General features: G+C 68.2%; 17 protein-coding genes. 7 read left to right on the forward strand and 10 right to left on the reverse strand.

Translation table 11 applies throughout. The annotated features are described in order from the left end of the window. Positions 1–494 precede the first annotated feature (494 nt). A complete protein-coding gene (locus L632_RS0116320; RefSeq protein WP_028713664.1) occupies positions 495–917 on the reverse strand; it encodes an OsmC family protein in 423 nt (140 codons plus the stop codon). Positions 918–1,022: 105 nt separating this feature from the next. Here L632_RS0116320 and L632_RS0116325 point away from each other — a divergent pair, with 105 nt between their 5' ends. Both L632_RS0116325 and L632_RS0116330 read left to right on the forward strand, forming a co-directional pair. Beyond that, positions 1,023–1,916: a DMT family transporter gene (locus L632_RS0116325; protein ID WP_028713665.1), complete on the forward strand. Its 894-nt coding sequence runs from the start codon at positions 1,023–1,025 to the stop codon at positions 1,914–1,916. A gap of 70 nt (positions 1,917–1,986) precedes the next feature. Beyond that, the gene (locus tag L632_RS0116330; protein WP_028713666.1) at positions 1,987–2,340 is read left to right on the forward strand and encodes a DUF305 domain-containing protein; all 354 of its coding nucleotides are present in this window, start codon (positions 1,987–1,989) and stop codon (positions 2,338–2,340) included. Between the two features lie 93 nt (positions 2,341–2,433). On the opposite strand, the gene L632_RS0116335 is transcribed toward L632_RS0116330, so the two are convergent. Next, entirely contained in the window at positions 2,434–3,570 is a 1,137-nt protein-coding gene (locus L632_RS0116335) for a deoxyguanosinetriphosphate triphosphohydrolase (RefSeq protein ID WP_028713667.1), read from the reverse strand. Between the two features lie 72 nt (positions 3,571–3,642). On the opposite strand from L632_RS0116335, the gene L632_RS0116340 reads away from it, so the two are divergent. Together L632_RS0116340 and xth are read left to right on the forward strand one after the other, a co-directional pair. Beyond that, positions 3,643–3,978 carry an iron-sulfur cluster assembly accessory protein gene (locus L632_RS0116340; protein ID WP_028713668.1) on the forward strand — a complete coding sequence of 112 codons (336 nt, stop codon included), beginning with the start codon at positions 3,643–3,645 and terminating at the stop codon, positions 3,976–3,978. A gap of 54 nt (positions 3,979–4,032) precedes the next feature. Continuing rightward, positions 4,033–4,818, forward strand: coding sequence for an exodeoxyribonuclease III (xth, locus tag L632_RS0116345; protein ID WP_028713669.1), 786 nt, complete (start codon positions 4,033–4,035; stop codon positions 4,816–4,818). 349 nt (positions 4,819–5,167) lie between these two features. Here the strand turns inward: xth and L632_RS0116350 are convergent, their stop codons facing one another. From L632_RS0116350 to L632_RS0116360, 3 genes are read right to left on the reverse strand one after another with little or no spacing between them, the layout of a single operon-like run. After that, positions 5,168–5,506, reverse strand: coding sequence for a hypothetical protein (locus tag L632_RS0116350; protein WP_028713670.1), 339 nt, complete (start codon positions 5,504–5,506; stop codon positions 5,168–5,170). Then, entirely contained in the window at positions 5,506–5,640 is a 135-nt protein-coding gene (locus tag L632_RS25080; protein WP_256380445.1) for a hypothetical protein, read from the reverse strand. The genes L632_RS0116350 and L632_RS25080 overlap by 1 nt, the downstream gene beginning before the upstream one ends. Further along, complete coding sequence (locus tag L632_RS0116360; protein ID WP_028713671.1) at positions 5,637–7,493, reverse strand: extracellular solute-binding protein; 1,857 nt, start codon at positions 7,491–7,493, stop codon at positions 5,637–5,639. Before L632_RS0116360 ends, L632_RS25080 begins: the two co-directional genes overlap by 4 nt. A gap of 396 nt (positions 7,494–7,889) precedes the next feature. Here L632_RS0116360 and L632_RS0116365 point away from each other — a divergent pair, with 396 nt between their 5' ends. Further along, positions 7,890–8,672, forward strand: a complete 783-nt coding sequence (locus L632_RS0116365) for a 3-hydroxybutyrate dehydrogenase (protein ID WP_028713672.1) — start codon at positions 7,890–7,892, stop codon at positions 8,670–8,672. A 20-nt stretch (positions 8,673–8,692) separates the two neighbouring features. On the opposite strand, the gene L632_RS0116370 is transcribed toward L632_RS0116365, so the two are convergent. Further along, complete coding sequence (locus tag L632_RS0116370) at positions 8,693–9,679, reverse strand: BMP family protein (protein ID WP_028717141.1); 987 nt, start codon at positions 9,677–9,679, stop codon at positions 8,693–8,695. 120 nt (positions 9,680–9,799) lie between these two features. Further along, a complete protein-coding gene (gene thyX, locus L632_RS0116375) occupies positions 9,800–10,705 on the reverse strand; it encodes an FAD-dependent thymidylate synthase (RefSeq protein WP_028717142.1) in 906 nt (301 codons plus the stop codon). A 156-nt stretch (positions 10,706–10,861) separates the two neighbouring features. Here thyX and L632_RS0116380 point away from each other — a divergent pair, with 156 nt between their 5' ends. Continuing rightward, positions 10,862–11,290 carry a VOC family protein gene (locus L632_RS0116380; RefSeq protein WP_028713675.1) on the forward strand — a complete coding sequence of 143 codons (429 nt, stop codon included), beginning with the start codon at positions 10,862–10,864 and terminating at the stop codon, positions 11,288–11,290. Positions 11,291–11,527: 237 nt separating this feature from the next. Here the strand turns inward: L632_RS0116380 and L632_RS0116385 are convergent, their stop codons facing one another. Both L632_RS0116385 and L632_RS0116390 read right to left on the reverse strand, forming a co-directional pair. Further along, positions 11,528–12,043, reverse strand: a complete 516-nt coding sequence (locus tag L632_RS0116385) for a MarR family winged helix-turn-helix transcriptional regulator (RefSeq protein ID WP_371255997.1) — start codon at positions 12,041–12,043, stop codon at positions 11,528–11,530. A 91-nt stretch (positions 12,044–12,134) separates the two neighbouring features. Beyond that, positions 12,135–12,416, reverse strand: a complete 282-nt coding sequence (locus tag L632_RS0116390) for a succinate dehydrogenase assembly factor 2 (RefSeq protein ID WP_028713677.1) — start codon at positions 12,414–12,416, stop codon at positions 12,135–12,137. A gap of 70 nt (positions 12,417–12,486) precedes the next feature. Between L632_RS0116390 and L632_RS0116395 the strand changes: the two genes are divergently transcribed. After that, positions 12,487–13,689 (forward strand): pyridoxal phosphate-dependent aminotransferase, encoded by a 1,203-nt coding sequence (locus tag L632_RS0116395; RefSeq protein ID WP_028713678.1) that lies wholly within the window; start codon positions 12,487–12,489, stop codon positions 13,687–13,689. A gap of 197 nt (positions 13,690–13,886) precedes the next feature. Here the strand turns inward: L632_RS0116395 and L632_RS0116400 are convergent, their stop codons facing one another. Beyond that, a complete protein-coding gene (locus L632_RS0116400) occupies positions 13,887–16,739 on the reverse strand; it encodes a DUF6519 domain-containing protein (protein ID WP_028717143.1) in 2,853 nt (950 codons plus the stop codon). Between the last annotated feature and the right edge of the window lie 16 nt (positions 16,740–16,755).

The following is a 16,755-nucleotide window of genomic DNA, read 5'->3' on the forward strand; positions in this document are numbered from 1 at the left end:
TCTTTCCGTGCTGTCGGGACAGCGCCCGGCCGCGGGCTCGATGCCCGTCGTCGCCCCGAGCCGCCGGGGCATGGCCGCGGCCCGCCCTCGATGGCGATTCCTGTCCAGCCCGGCGCAGCCGCCGAGGGTTTCCGAATGCGCGCGACGCTTCGGCCGGCGAGACCCGCGGCAAGGTCGACGCAGCCTGCCGCCCGAGGTCGCGCCGTAGCTGGCTCCCGCTCTGGGTGGATCGTCCCGCCCGTCCGAGCTTCGAAAACCGGGCAGATTCTCGACAGCGGTGGTGACGACGGCAAGCGGCCCGGCCGGGTGAAGCTCGCCCCGCCCCTGGCCGCCCGCCAGCCGGCATTGCCGCCGTCCTGGCGCCGCAGTTGCAGGAGGCATGGCCGTCCAGCTGCCATATGCCGCGGCAGTTGCCGGATGGCGGAATCACCCACGGGGCGGGGACGCGACTCGCGCCGCGCACCCTCGCGGGATTGCGTTCCGGCCTCCCGGCCCTAGCCCACCGTCACGTCCATGGTCACCTCGGCATTCAGCACCTTGCTGACCGGGCAGCCCTTTTCGGCCTTGCGGGCGCAGTCCTCGATCACCGCCTTGTCGCCGTCGCCCCAGATCCGGGTGTTCAGATGCGCGGTCTTGATGGCGAAACCGTCGCCCTCCTTGGCCAGCCCGATCTCCGAGGTGGTCTCGATCTTCACATTGCCGATCCCCGCCTCCTGCAGGATCATCGACAGCGCCATGCTGAAGCAGGCGGCATGGGCCGCGCCGATCAGTTCCTCGGGGTTGGTGCCGGGCAGCCCCTCGAAGCGGGTGTTGAAGCCATAGGGCTGGTTGCTCAGCGCCCCGGACTTGGTGGACAGCGCCCCCTTGCCGTCCTTGAGCCCGCCCTCCCATTTCGCCGAACCGGAATTCACGATCATCGCCGTTCTCCTTTTCTGCCGTGACCTGCCGGCTGAACGCGCGATCCCTTGCGCGGGTTCAATCGCCGGCCTATCCCGTGCAGAACGAGGGGGAGAAAAAACCGCATGCCGGTGCATGAACTTGCGGCGTTGGGCGCGGCGGCCTGCTGGGCCATCACCGGCATCCTGTCGCAATCGGCGGCGCAGGCGCTGGGGGCCTTCGGCTTCAACCGGCTGCGCCAGGCCATGGTCGCGGCCATGCTGGCGGCGATCGTGGTCGCCACCGGGCGCTGGCAGGGCATTTCGGCCGAGGACCTTTGGCGGCTGTCGCTCTCGGGCGTGATCGGCATCTTCCTGGGCGATACGCTGCTTTACGTCGCGCTGATCCGGCTGGGACCAAGGCGCTCGGGGGCGCTCTTCGCCCTGAACGCTCCGATGGCGGCGCTGATGGGCTGGCTGGCCCTGGGCGAGCAATTGTCGCTGCCGGCGGTTCTGGGGGTAATGCTGTCCACCCTCGGCGTGGCCATGGCGGTGCTGGGCCGGCCCGGCCGCTCGGGCGGGCACCGGTTCGAGGCGGTGCAGGGCTCGGTCTGGGTCGCTGCGGGCTTCGGGCTCATGGCGGCGGCGGGGCAGGCGCTGGGATCGCTGATCGCGCGGCCGGTGATGGCGACGGGATTCGATCCCTATGTCGCCTCGCTGGTGCGGGTGGGCGTGGCGGTCGCCTGCCTGGCCCTACTGATGGCCCTGCCGATCCGCGCGGTGCAGCCGCGCGCGGCCCCGACGCCGCGCGTGCTGCTGCTGACCGCGCTGTCGGGCCTGATCGCCATGGTGATCGGCATGACGCTGCTGATGTTTGCGCTGCAGGGCGGCAAGGTCGGCATCGTCTCGACGCTCTCGGCGCTGTCGCCGGTGCTGATCCTGCCGGTGCTCTGGGCGATGATCGGGGCGCGGCCCTCGGCGACCTCCTGGGCCGGGGCGCTGCTGGCGGTGCTGGGCATGGCGCTGATCTTCCTGCGCTGACGGGTTTGTCATTTGCCCCCGGCGCCCTGCCGCGCTTCTCTCTGGCGCGTTGCCACGACAGGAGAAAGCCATGCGCCTCGCCACCTTCACCCTTGCCGCGCTGATCGCCCTGCCCGCCGTCGCCCAGGACCATTCGGCCGGGGATCACGCCGGGCATGACGACAGCCCCTCGACCGCCGGCTACCGGCAGGCGATGGAGCGGATGCATCAGGACATGATGATCGACTACAGCGGCAATGCCGACGTCGATTTCATGCGCGGCATGATCCCGCATCACCAGGGCGCCATAGACATGGCCCGGGTCGCGCTGGAACACGGCCAGGACCCGCAGGTCCGCAAGCTGGCCGAAGAGGTCATCAACGCTCAGCAGGCCGAGATCGAGATGATGCGGCAATGGCTGCAGGAACACGACACGGCCGAATAGCACGCCCTTCTTTCTTGCCCAAATATCCTGGGGGGAGCCGGCCCGGCCCCCGGCGAGGGGCAGGGCCGGCGGGGGGCAAAGCCCCCCCTTCCCTCAGCCCAGCAGGCGCTGCGCCTCCTGGATGGCGAAGCGGTCGGTCATGCCGGCGACGTAATCCAGCACTACCCGCGCCCGGCCGGTCTCGTCCCCGGCGGCCTCGGCGGCCGTGAACCAATGCTCGGGCATCTTCGAGGGGTCGTTCAGGAACAGCGGAAACAGCCCGTTCAGCATCTCGGTCACGCGCTTCCTCTCGATCACCACCGAGGGGGCGCGATACATGCGCTGGAACAGGAACAGCTTGATCGCCTTGAGATTCTGGTAGAGCGGCTTGGAGAAGCGGATGATCGGCCCCTCCATGTCGCGGATCTCCTGCACGCTCTGCGGCTGCAGGCTGGCCAGGCGGTTCTGCGCCACGGCGATCACGTCCTCGACCATGATGCCGAAGACCCGGCGCAGCGCCTCGTGCCGCCGCCGCATCGGCTCGAGCCCGGGATGCAGCGCGTCGACCTCGGCAAGGGCCTCGCCCACCACCGGCAGCTGCGCCAGATCCTCCTCGGTGAACAGCCCGGCGCGCAGCCCGTCATGCAGGTCGTGGTGGTTATAGGCCACGTCGTCGGCCACCGCCGCGACCTGGGCCTCGGCGCTGGCATTGCTGTGCAGCTCCAGGTCCCATTCGGCGTTCACCTCGGCCAGCGCATAGGGCAGATCGCCCGTCACCGGCCCGTTGTGCTTGGCGATGCCCTCGAGGCTTTCCCAGGTCAGGTTCAGCCCGTCGAAATCCGCGTAATGCCGTTCCAGCCGGGTCACGATGCGCAGCGCCTGGGCATTGTGGTCGAAGCCGCCATAGGGCGCCATCAGCGCCGCCAGAGCATCCTCGCCGGTATGGCCGAAGGGCGGGTGGCCCAGGTCATGGGCGAGCGCCACGGTCTCGGCCAGGTCGGTGTTCAGCCCCAGCGTGCCGGCGATGGTGCGGGCGACCTGCGCCACCTCGATCGTATGGGTCAGGCGGGTGCGGTAATAGTCGCCCTCGTGCTCGACGAAGACCTGGGTCTTGTGCTTCAGCCGGCGAAAGGCGCTGGAATGGATGATGCGGTCGCGGTCGCGCTGCCAGGGGCTGCGGAAGGTGGACATGCGCTCGGGCCAGCGGCGGCCGCGGCTTTCTTCGGGCTGGCAGGCATAGGGTGCCATCATCTCGTCGCTTCCTTGCGGGGCTTCGCGGCGAACCCTATATTCCATGCCGGACGACGGAAACGGGAACGCCCCATGAACACAGGTCTGAACCTGCCCCCCAGGGTCACCGAGCGCGCCTTTGCGCGCCTGGCCGAGATCAATGGCGACGGCCCCGCCCGGCCCTTGCGGGTCGCGGTGGCGGGCGGCGGCTGCTCGGGCTTTCAATACGACATCCGGCTGGACGACCCGGCCGAGGACGATCTGGTGCTGCAGGGCGGCGGCCAGAGCGTGGTGGTCGATCCGGTCTCGCTGCCCTTCCTGGCCGGCGCGGTCATCGACTTCGCGGACGAGCTGATCGGCGCCCGCTTCACCATCGACAACCCGAATGCCAGTTCGTCCTGCGGCTGCGGCACCTCCTTCTCGATCTGATCCGGCCCCGATCTGATCTGGCGCGAACCGGCGCGGCCCGCTAGTCTCGCACGCATGAAGATCGCGACATTCAACATCAACGGCGTCCGCGCCCGCATCGAAACCCTGACCGGCTGGCTTTCCGAGGCGCAGCCCGACGTGGTCGTGCTGCAGGAGATCAAGTGCCAGGACGAGGGCTTCCCGCGCGAGCCGATCGCCGATCTGGGCTACAACATCGAGACGCATGGCCAGAAGGGCTTCAACGGCGTCGCCATCCTGTCGAAGCAGCCGCTTGAGGATGTGAGCCGCGGCCTGCCGGGCGACGACGGCGACGAGCAGGCCCGCTATATCGAGGCGACGGTGGTGGGCCACCGCGCCCTGCGCGTCGCCGGGCTCTACCTGCCGAACGGCAACCCGCAGCCGGGGCCGAAATTCGACTACAAGCTGGCCTGGATGGAGCGGCTGCGCGCCCGGGCCAAGGCGCTGCTGGCGACCGAGATGCCGGCGGTGATGCTGGGCGACTACAACGTCATCCCCGAGCCGCGCGACGCCGCCTTTCCCGAGAAATGGCGGGACGACGCGCTGTTCCAGCCCGAAAGCCGTGCCGCGCTGCGCCGGATCGTCTTCGACGGCTGGGCGGATGCGGTGCGCCTGCGCCATCCGGACGGCACGCGCGGCCCCTTCACCTTCTGGGACTACCAGGCGGGCGCCTGGCAGAGAGACAACGGCATCCGCATCGATCATGTGCTGCTGTCGCCGCAAGCCGCCGATCTGCTGATCGACCTGGGTATCGACCGCGACGAGCGCGCCAAGGAGAAGCCCAGCGATCACGTCCCGGTCTGGATCGACCTCGACGCCTGACGGTCCTGGAGCAGCCGGGGCGCTTCGCCCCCGTACTCCCCGAGAGTATTGGGAGAACGGGAGCCGGGCGGGCATTCCGGGCAACGCCGGAGGAGTGGACTCGCTGGTCCGCCGGCCTCGCCGGGCATGGGGCTGGCCGAGGAACGCTCGGCCCGGCTGGCGGTCGGGTGCGGTTCCCGCCTTCCGGAGCCGGTGCGGCCCCGGCTTTCGCCGCTGCGGCGATGGGAAGGCGGATCGCGTCAGGACGGGGCCAGCCGTCAGGAGGGGGACCAGCCGTCCGCGCGCCCCGGATCATCGCGGCCGGGCCCCGCGGCGCGGCAGGCCCGTCGGGGCCGGCCGAAGGCTGTGCTCAGTCGCCGTCGTCCGGGACCTCGTCGTCATCGCCGAACCGGGCGTCGTCGTCATATTCGTCCTCGCCCTCGCCGACATATTTCGAGGAAAGCTTGATCGAATGATTGTCGTGGATCGGGTCCATGACGATGTCCGAGGGGATCTCGCCCGCCAGCCATTCGCGGATCTCGTCCTTGGTCTCGTCGATCTCCTGCCCCGTGACCTCGGCGATATAGGCGATGAAGGCGCGCTGGTCGCCGTCGATCTCCTCCAGGTCGCTTTCATCGGCCGTGGGCCATTTCTCGACGATGGCCTCGAAGAAGGCGGGCCAGTTGTCGCGGACGTGCACCCATTTCATCAGTAGCCTCCTCCGCCAAGCCCGCCCTGAACCAGGCGCGAGGCGCCGGTGATGTCCTCGCCGACGCCGGCCACGGTATTGCACGCGGCAAGCGCCAGGACGATCAGGACGGTTGCGATCCGACTGAATTTCATTCTCTTTCCTCCTGCCACCAGGTTTCTGGCATGAAGCCGGGCCAGTCACCGTAAAGCGGCGTGTTTTCAGGATAATCCAGGTCGGCGCGATGGGCCAAGCGGGAAATCCGTGAATAGCTGACCGGGATGACATAGCGTCCGGCGGTTAAGATCCGGTCAAGGGCCCTGACCGCGGCGACATAACCCTCATGCGTGCGGGCCTGGCCCATCTCGGCGATCATCGCCTCGGCGGCGGGGCTGTCCATGCCCATCCAGTTGCGGCTGCCCGGCTTGGTCACGCCCTCGCGACCCCAGTAAAGCCGCTGCTCGTTGCCGGGCGAGAGCGACAGCCCGCGCTCGTACCAGGTCATGTCGAACTGGTAGTTGTTGGTGCGTTCCACATATTGCGCCGAATCGAGCAGCGTCACCTTGGGACGGATGCCCAGGTTGCGCAGCGATTGCACGAAGATGTCGACGATCTGCCGCATCTCGGCGCTGGTGCGCATGGCGCTGCCGGACTGGTTCAGCAGTATCTCGAAGCTGAAGGGGCGGCCCTGGGCGTCGCGCAGCTCGCCCTGCTGGACGGTCCAGCCCGCCTCGCCGAGCAGGTCCAGCGCGGCGCGGATGCCCTTGCGGTCGATGGCGCGCTCGCCGCCCTCGGGCAGGGCGTAGCCGTCAACGGTGCCGGGCGGCAGCTGGTCCGCGAAGGGGGCGAGCAGCTCGGCCTCGCGTCCGCTGGCCGGGCCGGGCTGCATCGCCAGTTCGGAATTGGCGAAATAGCTGGTGATGCGCGGGTCCTTGCCGCCGGTCAGCGTCATGTTGATGAAGCGGTGGTTGAAGGCCTCGATCATCGCCTGCCGCACCCGCCAGTCCGCGAAGAGCGGATTGCGGGTGTTCATCACCAGCCCCATGATCCCCGAGGGGCGGCTGTGCGGGATCTCGGATTTCACCATCCGGCCGTCGCGCATGGCGGGGAAATCGAAGTCGCGGTCCCAGCGCGCCGCGACCAGCTCGCGCCAGACATCGATCTCGCCGGCCTTGAAGGCCTCGAACATGGCCGAGGCATCGCCGAAATAGTCGTAGCGGATCACGTCGAAATTATGCAGGCCCCGGCTGACGGCCAGATTGCGCCCCCAATAGTCCGGATTGCGGCGGAAGGTGATCGCGCGGCCGGGATCCACCTTGTCGATGACATAGGGACCCGAGCCGATGGGGACCATCAGGCTGGACTGGCTGAAATCGCGCCCTTCCCATTGCGCCTTCTTCAGGATCGGCCGCATGCCCATCAGCATCGACAGCTCGCGGTCGGGGGTGTTGAAGCTGAAGCGGACCGAGCGCGGGCCGGTCTGTTCCATGGTCTCGACCTTGGACCAGACGGCGGTATAGCGCGGATGCCCCTTGGTCCCCAGCACCTCATAGGACCACAGCACGTCCTCGATGGTCACCGGCGTGCCGTCCGAGAACCGGGCCTCGGGCCGCAGGGTGAATTCGACCCAGCTGCGCTCGGCATCGGTCTCGACGCTTTCGGCCAGGAGGCCGTAAAGCGTGAAGGGCTCGTCGATCGAGCGGGTCATCAGCGACTCGGCCAGCAGCCCCGGCTGGGTGAAGATCGGCCAGACCGGATTGCCCATCAGGATCCACGGATTGAGCGAATCGAAGCTGCCCGTCTCGGCCAGGCGAATCGTGCCGCCCTTGGGCGCCTCGGGATTGGCATAGGGCAGGTGGGTGAAGCCGGGCGGCAGCGCAGGTTCTCCATACATTGCAATGGCATGCATGGGTTCGGCAGGGCTTGCCAGCGGCATGGATGCAACACACAGGCACAGCGCGATTCGCCGCCAGATCGCGGATTCGTTAGTAAATTTGAAGAATCGCATGCTCGATTGCCCTGATTTCCGGGTCGTTGATCCTGTCCGCGCGCAGATTAGCCGCCCGTTCACCATGAGGCAAACTTACGCCTTGGACTCATGGGGGGAAAAGCGTATAGATAAGGCACTGCTCGATAGGTTTCTTGCCTGTATGAAACCTGCCTCATGACTTGCGCCCGCCTCGTGCGGGCGCTTTTTTCTTGGGGATTTTGCGGCTTTTCCCGGCCGTTCGCCGTCCCGGACGGGTCCGCCCCGGCCGGGGGAATCGATCACGCGAAAAAGTGAACGGAATGTGCGGTCTTGCCGGATTCCTGCGCCCCGCGGGCCCCTGGCGTCCAAGCTTGTGCGGCGCCGGCTTTTTCCCCATGCTGCGGCCGCAACAGCAACGCGGACGTGGAGGCGGCGATGTTCGAGAAATTCCTTGGCGGCAAGACGGCGGTGGTGACGGGCTCCAATTCTGGGATCGGGCTTGGCATCGCGCATGAGCTGGCGCGGGCGGGCGCGGATCTCGTGCTGAACAGCTTCACCGACGCGGCCGAGGATCACGCGCTGGCCGATAGCCTTGCCGCCGAGCATGGCGTCAAGGTGCGCTATATCCAGGCCGACATGTCCAAGGGCGCCGACTGCCGCGCCCTGATCGAGAAGGCCGGCGCCTGCGATATCCTGGTGAACAATGCCGGCATCCAGCATGTCGCGCCGATCCCGGACTTCCCGGCCGAGAAATGGGACGCGATCATCGCCATCAACCTGAGCTCCGCCTTTCACACCACGGCGGCGGCGCTGCCGCTGATGCGCCAGGCCGGCTGGGGCAGGGTGATCAACATCGCCTCGGCGCACGGTCTGACGGCCAGCGAATACAAGTCGGCCTATGTCGCGGCCAAGCACGGCATTGTCGGCCTGACCAAGGTGACAGCGCTGGAGACCGCGAAGGAGCCGATCACCTGCAACGCCATCTGTCCCGGCTATGTGCTGACCCCCATCGTGGAAAAGCAGATCCCCGACCAGATGAAGACCCATAACATGAGCCGCGAGGAGGTGATCGCCAAGGTCATGCTGCAGCGCCAGCCCTCGGGGCAGTTCGCCACGGTCGAGCAGATGGGCGGCACGGCGGTCTTCCTGTGCTCGCCGGCGGCCGAGCAGATCACCGGTACGACGATTTCGGTCGACGGGGGGTGGACGGCGCTCTAGGCGCCGCCCCGACCCGCTGGTTACATCTCCAGTTCCGGCCCGGAATATTCGGTCGAGACCGCGATCTCTCCCTTTACGATCTGCTCGCGCAGGGTGTCGATCTGGCTGCGGATCTCGGCCGGGACGGCATCGGACAGAGTCAGCGAGACCGCCTCGGGGTTTTCCAGCCCCATATGCTTGACGGTTTCGGGCTTCCATGTGCCGTCCATCAGATCCTGCACCGCCTGCACGCTGGGAATGCTGACATCGGCGATGGCCGAGGCGATGAAGACATCGGGCTCGACTTTGGTCCAGTCGATGACATTGCCGATCTGCTTCGCGCCGGCTGCGCGCATGGCGTCGGTGGCGCCCTGGCGGCCGGCGTTCAGCATGGTGAAGATGATGTCGGCGCCTTGGTCGGTCTGGGCCTTGGCCACCCGCGCGGCCAGTTTGGTATCGTCCTGGTTGCCGGCAAAGATCGTCAGGAATTTCGCGTCGGGCCTGGTATGCATCAGCCCGTTGTAAAAGCCGCCGCGCCCCTTCAGCCCCGGCGTCACCCGGATGCCCGAGATGTGGCCGACCACGCCGGACTGCGTCAACAGCCCCGCGGCCGCGCCGCCGAGCCAGGCGCTGTGCTCCTGCAGCACTTCGTAGCTCGACAGGTTCGGTCCGGTGACGCCGCCCTGGACCACGACGAAGGGAATCTCCGGGAACTCGGCCGCGACGGCCCTGGCGGCCTCGTTGTTCTGGCCGCCATGGGCGATGACCATGTCGGGGGTTTTCCGGGCCAGGGTGCGCAGCGCCTGTTCCAGCTGGTCCTGTTCCGGCTGCACCTGATCGATATAGGCGATCTGTGCGCCGAACTGCTTCTCGATCTTCAGAAGGCCGTTATAGCCGGCCTCCATGAAACCGTTATCGTCGATCTTGCCCGGAATGAGCATGGCGATCGAAAGCGTGCCGTCACGGGCGTGGCTGGCGCCGCTCGCCAGAAGCGAGGCGGCCAAAGCCAGCCGAATTGTCGTATTCATCCTGTTCGCTGTCCTTTATCGGCTTCGGGTTCCGACAGGGGAAGTCTTGGATGACGTCGCGTCAACGCACAGGAATTTGAGGTTGTCGCAACGAAATATTGAAAATCGTCGCAACGCGGTTCACCCCCAGACTGCCTCGAACTCGCGCCACTCGCCCTTGCTCATGCCGCTGTTCTCCTGCGTGACCTCTTCGCCCGCCAGCCGGCGGCGCAAGACCTCGACGCCCCTGGCGGAAAGCTGCACCCCGCCCAGCCGGTAATCCTCGAAGGCGGCATAGGCGAAGGGCACCCAGTCCCGGACGATGCCGCAGATGGCCTCGGCATAGGCGCGGATCTCGTATTGCGCATGGGCATCGGCGCGCAGGCGCAGGAAGTGGAACAGATTGTGCAGGTCCACCTTCCAATACCATTGCGTATAGACATTCGCCGGCAGGTTCATCCGTGCCAGCTCGCGTGCCAGACCCTGCTGGCCTTCCTGGCTCAGCATCGCCTCGTAATGGTCATAGCTGCGCATCGCGTCCTCGCGCAGCAGGTCCAGGACGCGGGCGGCCTCGTCGCCCTCCAGCACCTGGCCGCGGCCCTGGTTGTTCACCGTCGATTGCGCGGCGAGGTGCTCGGGCGCCGGAATGTAGAATTCGCGGTCCAGGATCGAGTAGCGCGCCGAATATTCGTTCACGTTGGCGGTGCGGTGGCGGATCCATTGCCGGGCGACGAAAACCGGCAGCTTGACGTGGAACTTGACCTCGCACATCTCGAAGGGGGTCGAGTGCCAGTGCCGCATCAGATAGCGGATCAACCCCTCGTCATTGCTGACCGACTTGGTGCCGCGGCCATAGCTCACGCGCGCGGCCTGGGTGATCGCGCCGTCGTCGCCCATGTAGTCGATGACCCGCACCAGCCCGTGGTCCAGCACCGGATGCGCCTTGTAGAGATGACGCTCCATCCCCTCGGAGACGGCGCGCAGGGTGGGGCGCGGGTGGGCGCGCAACTCGTCGATCTCGGCCTGTTGTTCGGGGGTCAGGGGCATGGCGGAATCCTTCGTGCTGTTGGGCATATCTTGTGGCACCGACGGGTGATTCAATCAACCGGCAGTGTGGGCGCGGCGGGTGCAGCCAATCGTCCCACATTGCGGTCAGGCCGCCGGCATGCCAGTCTGGCGGCGACGAAAGGGAAAGGGATGACGATGAAGGTCCGCTATCTGCACACCATGGTCCGCGTGCTCGATCTTGAAAAGACGATGGCGTTCTTCCGCCTGCTCGGGCTTGAGGAGACGCGGCGCATCGACAATGAGAAGGGGCGCTTCACCCTGGTCTTCATGGCGCCGCCCGGCCAGCCGGAATGCCCGGTCGAACTGACCTGGAACTGGGACGGGGACGAGGGCCTGCCCTCGGACAGCCGGCATTTCGGCCATCTCGCCTATCGGGTCGAGAACATCTACGAGATGTGCCAGAAGCTGATGGATGCGGGCGTGACCATCAACCGGCCGCCGCGCGACGGGCACATGGCCTTCGTGCGCAGCCCCGACAACATCTCGATTGAATTGCTGCAGGAAGGCGAACATCTGCCGCCGCAGGAACCCTGGGCCAGCATGGAGAATACCGGCCACTGGTAGGCGCCGGCCCGCAAGCGCAAAGCGCCGCGCGGATGGCGCGGCCCTGTCGCCTGGCGGCCGCTCTTTCCCGCGGCGGCCCGCCTTTTCGCGCGGCAGCTGTGCCGCCAGGATCATGCCCGGCCCGACGCCCCCAGGACCGGCCGGCGGGAAGAGGCCCCCTTGGCCGATTCGCGTCGGGCCGGGCATGATGGCGCGGCCGGGCCATGCATCCCGGCGGCGCGTTCGGCAGCGGCGCTTTCAGTAGATGTAGCGGATCTGTTCCGCCCAGAAGCGTTCGACCCGCCGCCATTGCAGGTTCACCGTCTCGATGGGCGGATCGTCGAGCACGCCGGACAGGTCCAGCCCTTCGGCATGGCGCATGAACAGCCGCGCCACGCAATCGCGCACCTCCTGCCCGGCGGGGGTCAGCCGCACCCGGACCGAGCGGCGGTCCATCTCGCAGCGCTCGTGATGGACATAGCCCAGCTCGACCAGCTTCTTGAGATTGTAGGACACGTTCGAGCCCTGATACATCCCGCGCGAGCGCAACTCGCCCGCCGTCACCTCGGAGGTGCCGAGATTGTAGATCAGCAGCGCCTGCACCGGCGTCAGCTCGGACCGGCCCAGCCGCTCGAATTCGTCCTTGACCAGATCCAGCAGAAGCCGGTGCAGACGCTCAAGCATCTGCAGGCTTTCCAGATAAGCCTCGGTCCGGCCGGTCCGCGGCATGGGCCGCAGGGCGGGCACCGTTTGGGCAGAGCTGCGCTGTTGCATATGCGGGTTCCGTTGATGGCCTCGTTTCCGCCACCATGCCGCATATTTCCCAATCTTCGGTTAATCCCGGCGCGGTTCGCTAAAATTGCGGCTATTTCCGGGTCAGCCGGGCATGGGCAAAGGCCGCCACCCGGTCCAGCATGGGCAGAAGCGGCGCGGGTCCCGGCCGGGCATCGCCCAGCCGCGCGGTGATCCAGGGATAAAGGTCCTGGTCGTTCTCGGCCAGCACGGCCTCGTAGAGGTCCAGCTCCTCGGGGCCCAGCCCGGCCAGTTCGCTGTCGGCGAAGGGGCCCAGGATCAGGTCCATCTCCTTGGTGCCCCGCCGCCAGCTGCGCATCCGCAACCGTTTCAGCCTTGCCTCATGCTCGTCCATGCTCGTCCCCGGCTTGCCTGTCCGCGGGGGGGCGCCTATGACGAGGCGACCCAGCCGCAGGATGAATTCGATGAGCTTTTTGTCGCAGACGCTCGCCCGCGTCAAACCCTCGCCCACCATCGCCATCACCGGCCGCGCCCGCGACCTGGCCGCCGAGGGCAGGGACATCATCAGCCTGTCCGCCGGCGAGCCGGATTTCGACACCCCCGCGCATATCCGCGAGGCCGCCAAGGCCGCCATCGACGCCGGCCATACCCGCTATACCGCGGTGGACGGCATCCCGGAACTCAAGCGCGCCATCTGCGACAAGTTCGCGCGGGAAAACGGGCTGGACTATGCGCCCGCTCAGGTGACGGTCGGCACCGGCGGCAAGCAGATCCTCTACAATGCGCTGATGGCGACGCTGAACCCGGGCGACGAGGTGATCATCCCCGCACCCTATTGGGTCAGCTATCCCGACATGGTGCTGCTGGCCGGCGGCACGCCGGTGGTGATCGAGGGCGCCATGCAGAACGGCTATCGCATCACCCCAGAACAGCTGGAAGCGGCGATCACGCCGCGGACGAAATGGCTGATCCTGAACTCGCCCTCGAACCCGACCGGCGCGGGCTATGGCGAAGAGCACCTGCGCGGGCTGACCGAGGTGCTGATGCGCCACCCGCAGGTCTGGGTGCTGTCGGACGACATCTATGAGCATCTGGTCTTCGACGATTTCCGCTTCGTCACCCCGGCGCAGGTCGAGCCGGGGCTGAAATCCCGTACCCTGACCATGAACGGCGTCAGCAAGGCCTATGCCATGACCGGCTGGCGCATCGGCTATGGGGCCGGGCCCGAGGAACTGATCCGCGCCATGGCCAAGCTGCAATCGCAATCGACCTCGAATCCCTGCTCGATCAGCCAATATGCGGCGCTGGCCGCGCTGCAGGGGCCGCAGGATTACATCGCGGAAAGCCGTGCCGTCTTCCAGCGCCGGCGCGACCTGGTGGTCGCGGGGCTGAACGCCTGCCCCGGCATCGTCTGCCCGGTGCCGGAGGGGGCATTCTACGTCTATCCCTCGATTTCGGCGCTGATCGGCAAGACCTCGGCCGGCGGCACGGTCATCGCCGATGACGAGACCTTCGCCACCGCGCTGCTGGACGAGACCGGGGTGGCGGTGGTCTTCGGCGCGGCCTTCGGGCTTGCGCCGCATTTCCGCATCTCCTACGCCACCTCGGACGCGGTGCTGACGGACGCCTGCGCGCGGATCAAGGGGTTCTGCGAGGGGCTGCGCTGAAGATGCAGTCCTGAAAATGGGTAGAGGCGGGTATGTCCCGCCTCGTCCATGTCTCCGGATGATTCGAACAGCACCTTACGACTTGAGACTGAACAGCGACTCGCGACGCATATCTCGCGCTTGGCTACCTGTGACGATCAAAGACCGCCTTCGACGGAAAGATCCTAGCATGCAGCCGGCTGTTGCCAAAGCGTTTTCTAGCTGATCGCCACGCCGGCGGCCACGACATAGGCGCGCAGCGTGTCGGGCGCGGCATTGTCGCGCAGCCGCCAGATCCCGGCCCGGGCCTCGCGCAGGGCGGGGATCACCGCGAAGCCGTTGGTCAGCTGTGCGGCGCGGTTTTCGGACCAGACCAGCTGATCGCCGTGCCAGCCGAACTGGCAAAAGCCGAAATGCGGGGAAGGCAGGCCGCCCCGAAGCGGCTGGTCCTCGCCCAGCACGCTGTTCTGGCTGGCCAGCAGCCGGTCGCCATGGCCCATGAACAGGCCGAAGGCCGGGGTGGCGGTGCTGGCCGGGCGCAGCAGGATGGTGTTGCCGTTGACAAGCGCATGGCGGATGGCATTGCCCGGCCGGTGGTCGCGCCAGCGCGGCGGCACCTCGTCCCGCGCCGAGGAGGCGGCGATGCGGATGCCGCAATCGGCGCCCTCGATGCGGTTGCCGCTGACCTGCGCCTCTTCGACGGCGGGGCCGGCGATGCAGATGGCTTCGCCGATATAGGCGCCTGCCGCGGTGCGAAAGATCTCGGGGCGCAGCAGCCGCAGCGGCCGGCCGTTGAAGACGACCCGGCCCTGGTTCGCCGCCGCCTCGGTGATCAGGTTCGAGATGCGCCGCCGCATCTCGGCCGGGTCGGTGATGCGGCCGCGCGCGCCGCCCGGGGCCAGCGTCGCCAGCAGCCGCAGCACCTCGGGATCGCCGCGCAGGATCACCGTGCCGCGGCGGTAAAGCGGCACCTCGCCCAGCGAGCCGCCGAAGATCAGCTCGGGCAGCGAGATCGGCCGGCCCTGCAGCTGTCGCCCGTCGGTCTGATAGGCCGTCAGGTCGGGCTGCACGTCAAGGCTGCCGAAGCGCAGCAGGCCCCGGCGGATCCGCGCCAGAATGCGACGGTCGGTCGCCAGCCGCAGCGCCGCGCTGCCTTCGCGGCCGGGCAGCGGGACGAAGCTGTTGTCCTGCACGACCGCACGCCAGGCGCCGACGATCAGCAGGCCGATCTGCGCCTGGCCGACCTTGAAGGCGCAGTCGCGCACCCGCACCTCCTGCCGCCGTCCCAGCGCGCCGATGCTGGCGATGCAGGCCGAGGCGCGGTCCGGCCCCGGCCGGCAGCGCGCCCGCACCCGCGCGACGCTGATGTCGCCGCAGCCCAGCATGGTCAGCGCGCCATGGCGGCCGCCGCGCCGCCCGCCATCGCCGTTGGGCCCGCCATTCACCGACAGGTCCGCGACCCGCACCGAGGCGCAGCCCCGGAACAGCAGCGCCGCCTCGCCCTCGGCGACCGAGACCACGGTCTGCGGCCCGGTCCCCTGCACGATCACATGGCCGAGCCGCTCAAGGCGCAGCGTCTGCTGCAGCTGGAAATTCCCGCCGGTCAGGCACAGCCGGATGCTCTGGCCGGGGCGCAGCGCCTCGACGGCGGCGCGCAGCTCGTCGCGGTTGCGCACCAGCGCCGTGCAGAGCCCTTGGCCCGAGCGGCCGGCCAGCGCCTCGATCGCCTCCTGCACGGTCTCGGCGCCCAGCCCGGTGGCGCTGTCGTCATAGCCGACATCCTCGGCCTGCAGGCAGGTCAGCGCCGGGAAGGTGGCGCGCAGGTCGGTGATCTGGGCGATGCCGTCGCCCGCGCGCCGCGCCAGCGCCAGCGGCACCCGCCGCACGCCCCAGGTCATCGGCGGCACCGCTTCGTCCGCCGCGCCGGGATAGGGCGGCCAGACCACCGCGCCGGTGGCGGCGCGGGCCTCGAACATCCAGGCGTCGCCCGCGACATAGCTGCCATCGGTGAAGGCGACCTGCACGCCGCGCTCCAGCAGGGTCGGCGCGCCCGTCAGCGGCAGGCCGAGCGCCGAGGCGCCGCCATGGTCCCAGCGCCGGATGCGCGGGTTCACCATCTGGTCGAAATTGCCGATGCCGGGCGAGAAGGTCGCCACGCCCTCGGTCAGGGTCATGCGGGTGAAGGTGCCTGGCCGGCCAAGCGCCGCGTCGCGGTCGTCCTGCACCTCGACCCAGCCGCCCGAGGGGAAACCCAGCGCCTCGTCCTCGCGCGCGCCCAGCAGGATGAACTCGCCGCCCTCGTTGCGGCCGAGCCGCGCGGCGACCGCGCCGTTCTCGCGCGACCAGACGAAGCGCGCCTGCGCCCGCGTACCGCCCCGGACGATCTGGACGCGGTAAAGCTGGTTCTCCTGGCTCAGATAGCCGGCATCGGGCGGGATCAGGCAGTCGCTGTCGTCGGGCAGGTCGGCGGCGGGGGCGGTGCCGGCGCTCATCCGGCCGGTGCCGGGCCGCCAGTCGGGAAAGTCCGGGGCATGGCCGCAGCCGGCGCGCGCGACGATCTCGGCGCGCTCGGCATCGGTCAGCGTCACCGGGCGGATGGCGACGCGCCAATGCGCGCGCTCGCGCACCGCGGTATCGACGCCCGACAGCGCCGGATCGGCCAGCAGCCCGTCCTGCAGCGCCGAGACCTCATCCTTGCGCAGCTCCAGATGGATCAGCATCTCGGCGCCGTCCTGCACGATCTCGGCCAGCGGCTCCAGGTTCAGCCCGCCGCCCTGGTCGGCATAGGAGACGGGCGCCGGGTTCTCGACCCGGACGCCATCCACCCAATAGCTGCCGGCGCCGATGCCGAAGCCGCCCGCGCCGGCGGTGATGGCGAAGCCCGGCGCGGTCTTGGGCGTGCCGCCCGGCCCGATGACGCGGGCAAGCGCGCTTTCCATGCGCTCGGTCTGGATGGCCGTGTTTTCGTTCCAGTCCGAGTCGGTGTAAAGCCGGCCCTGCTGCATCAGCACGCCCGAATAGCCGCGATGCTTCGCGTTCGGGCCGCGCCAGCGTGAAAAATCTCCGGTCATGTCAACCTCCTCGTTC

The sequence above is a fragment of the Paracoccus sp. J39 genome, from assembly GCF_000518925.1.
In the GTDB taxonomy this organism is placed as follows: Bacteria; Pseudomonadota; Alphaproteobacteria; order Rhodobacterales; family Rhodobacteraceae; genus Paracoccus.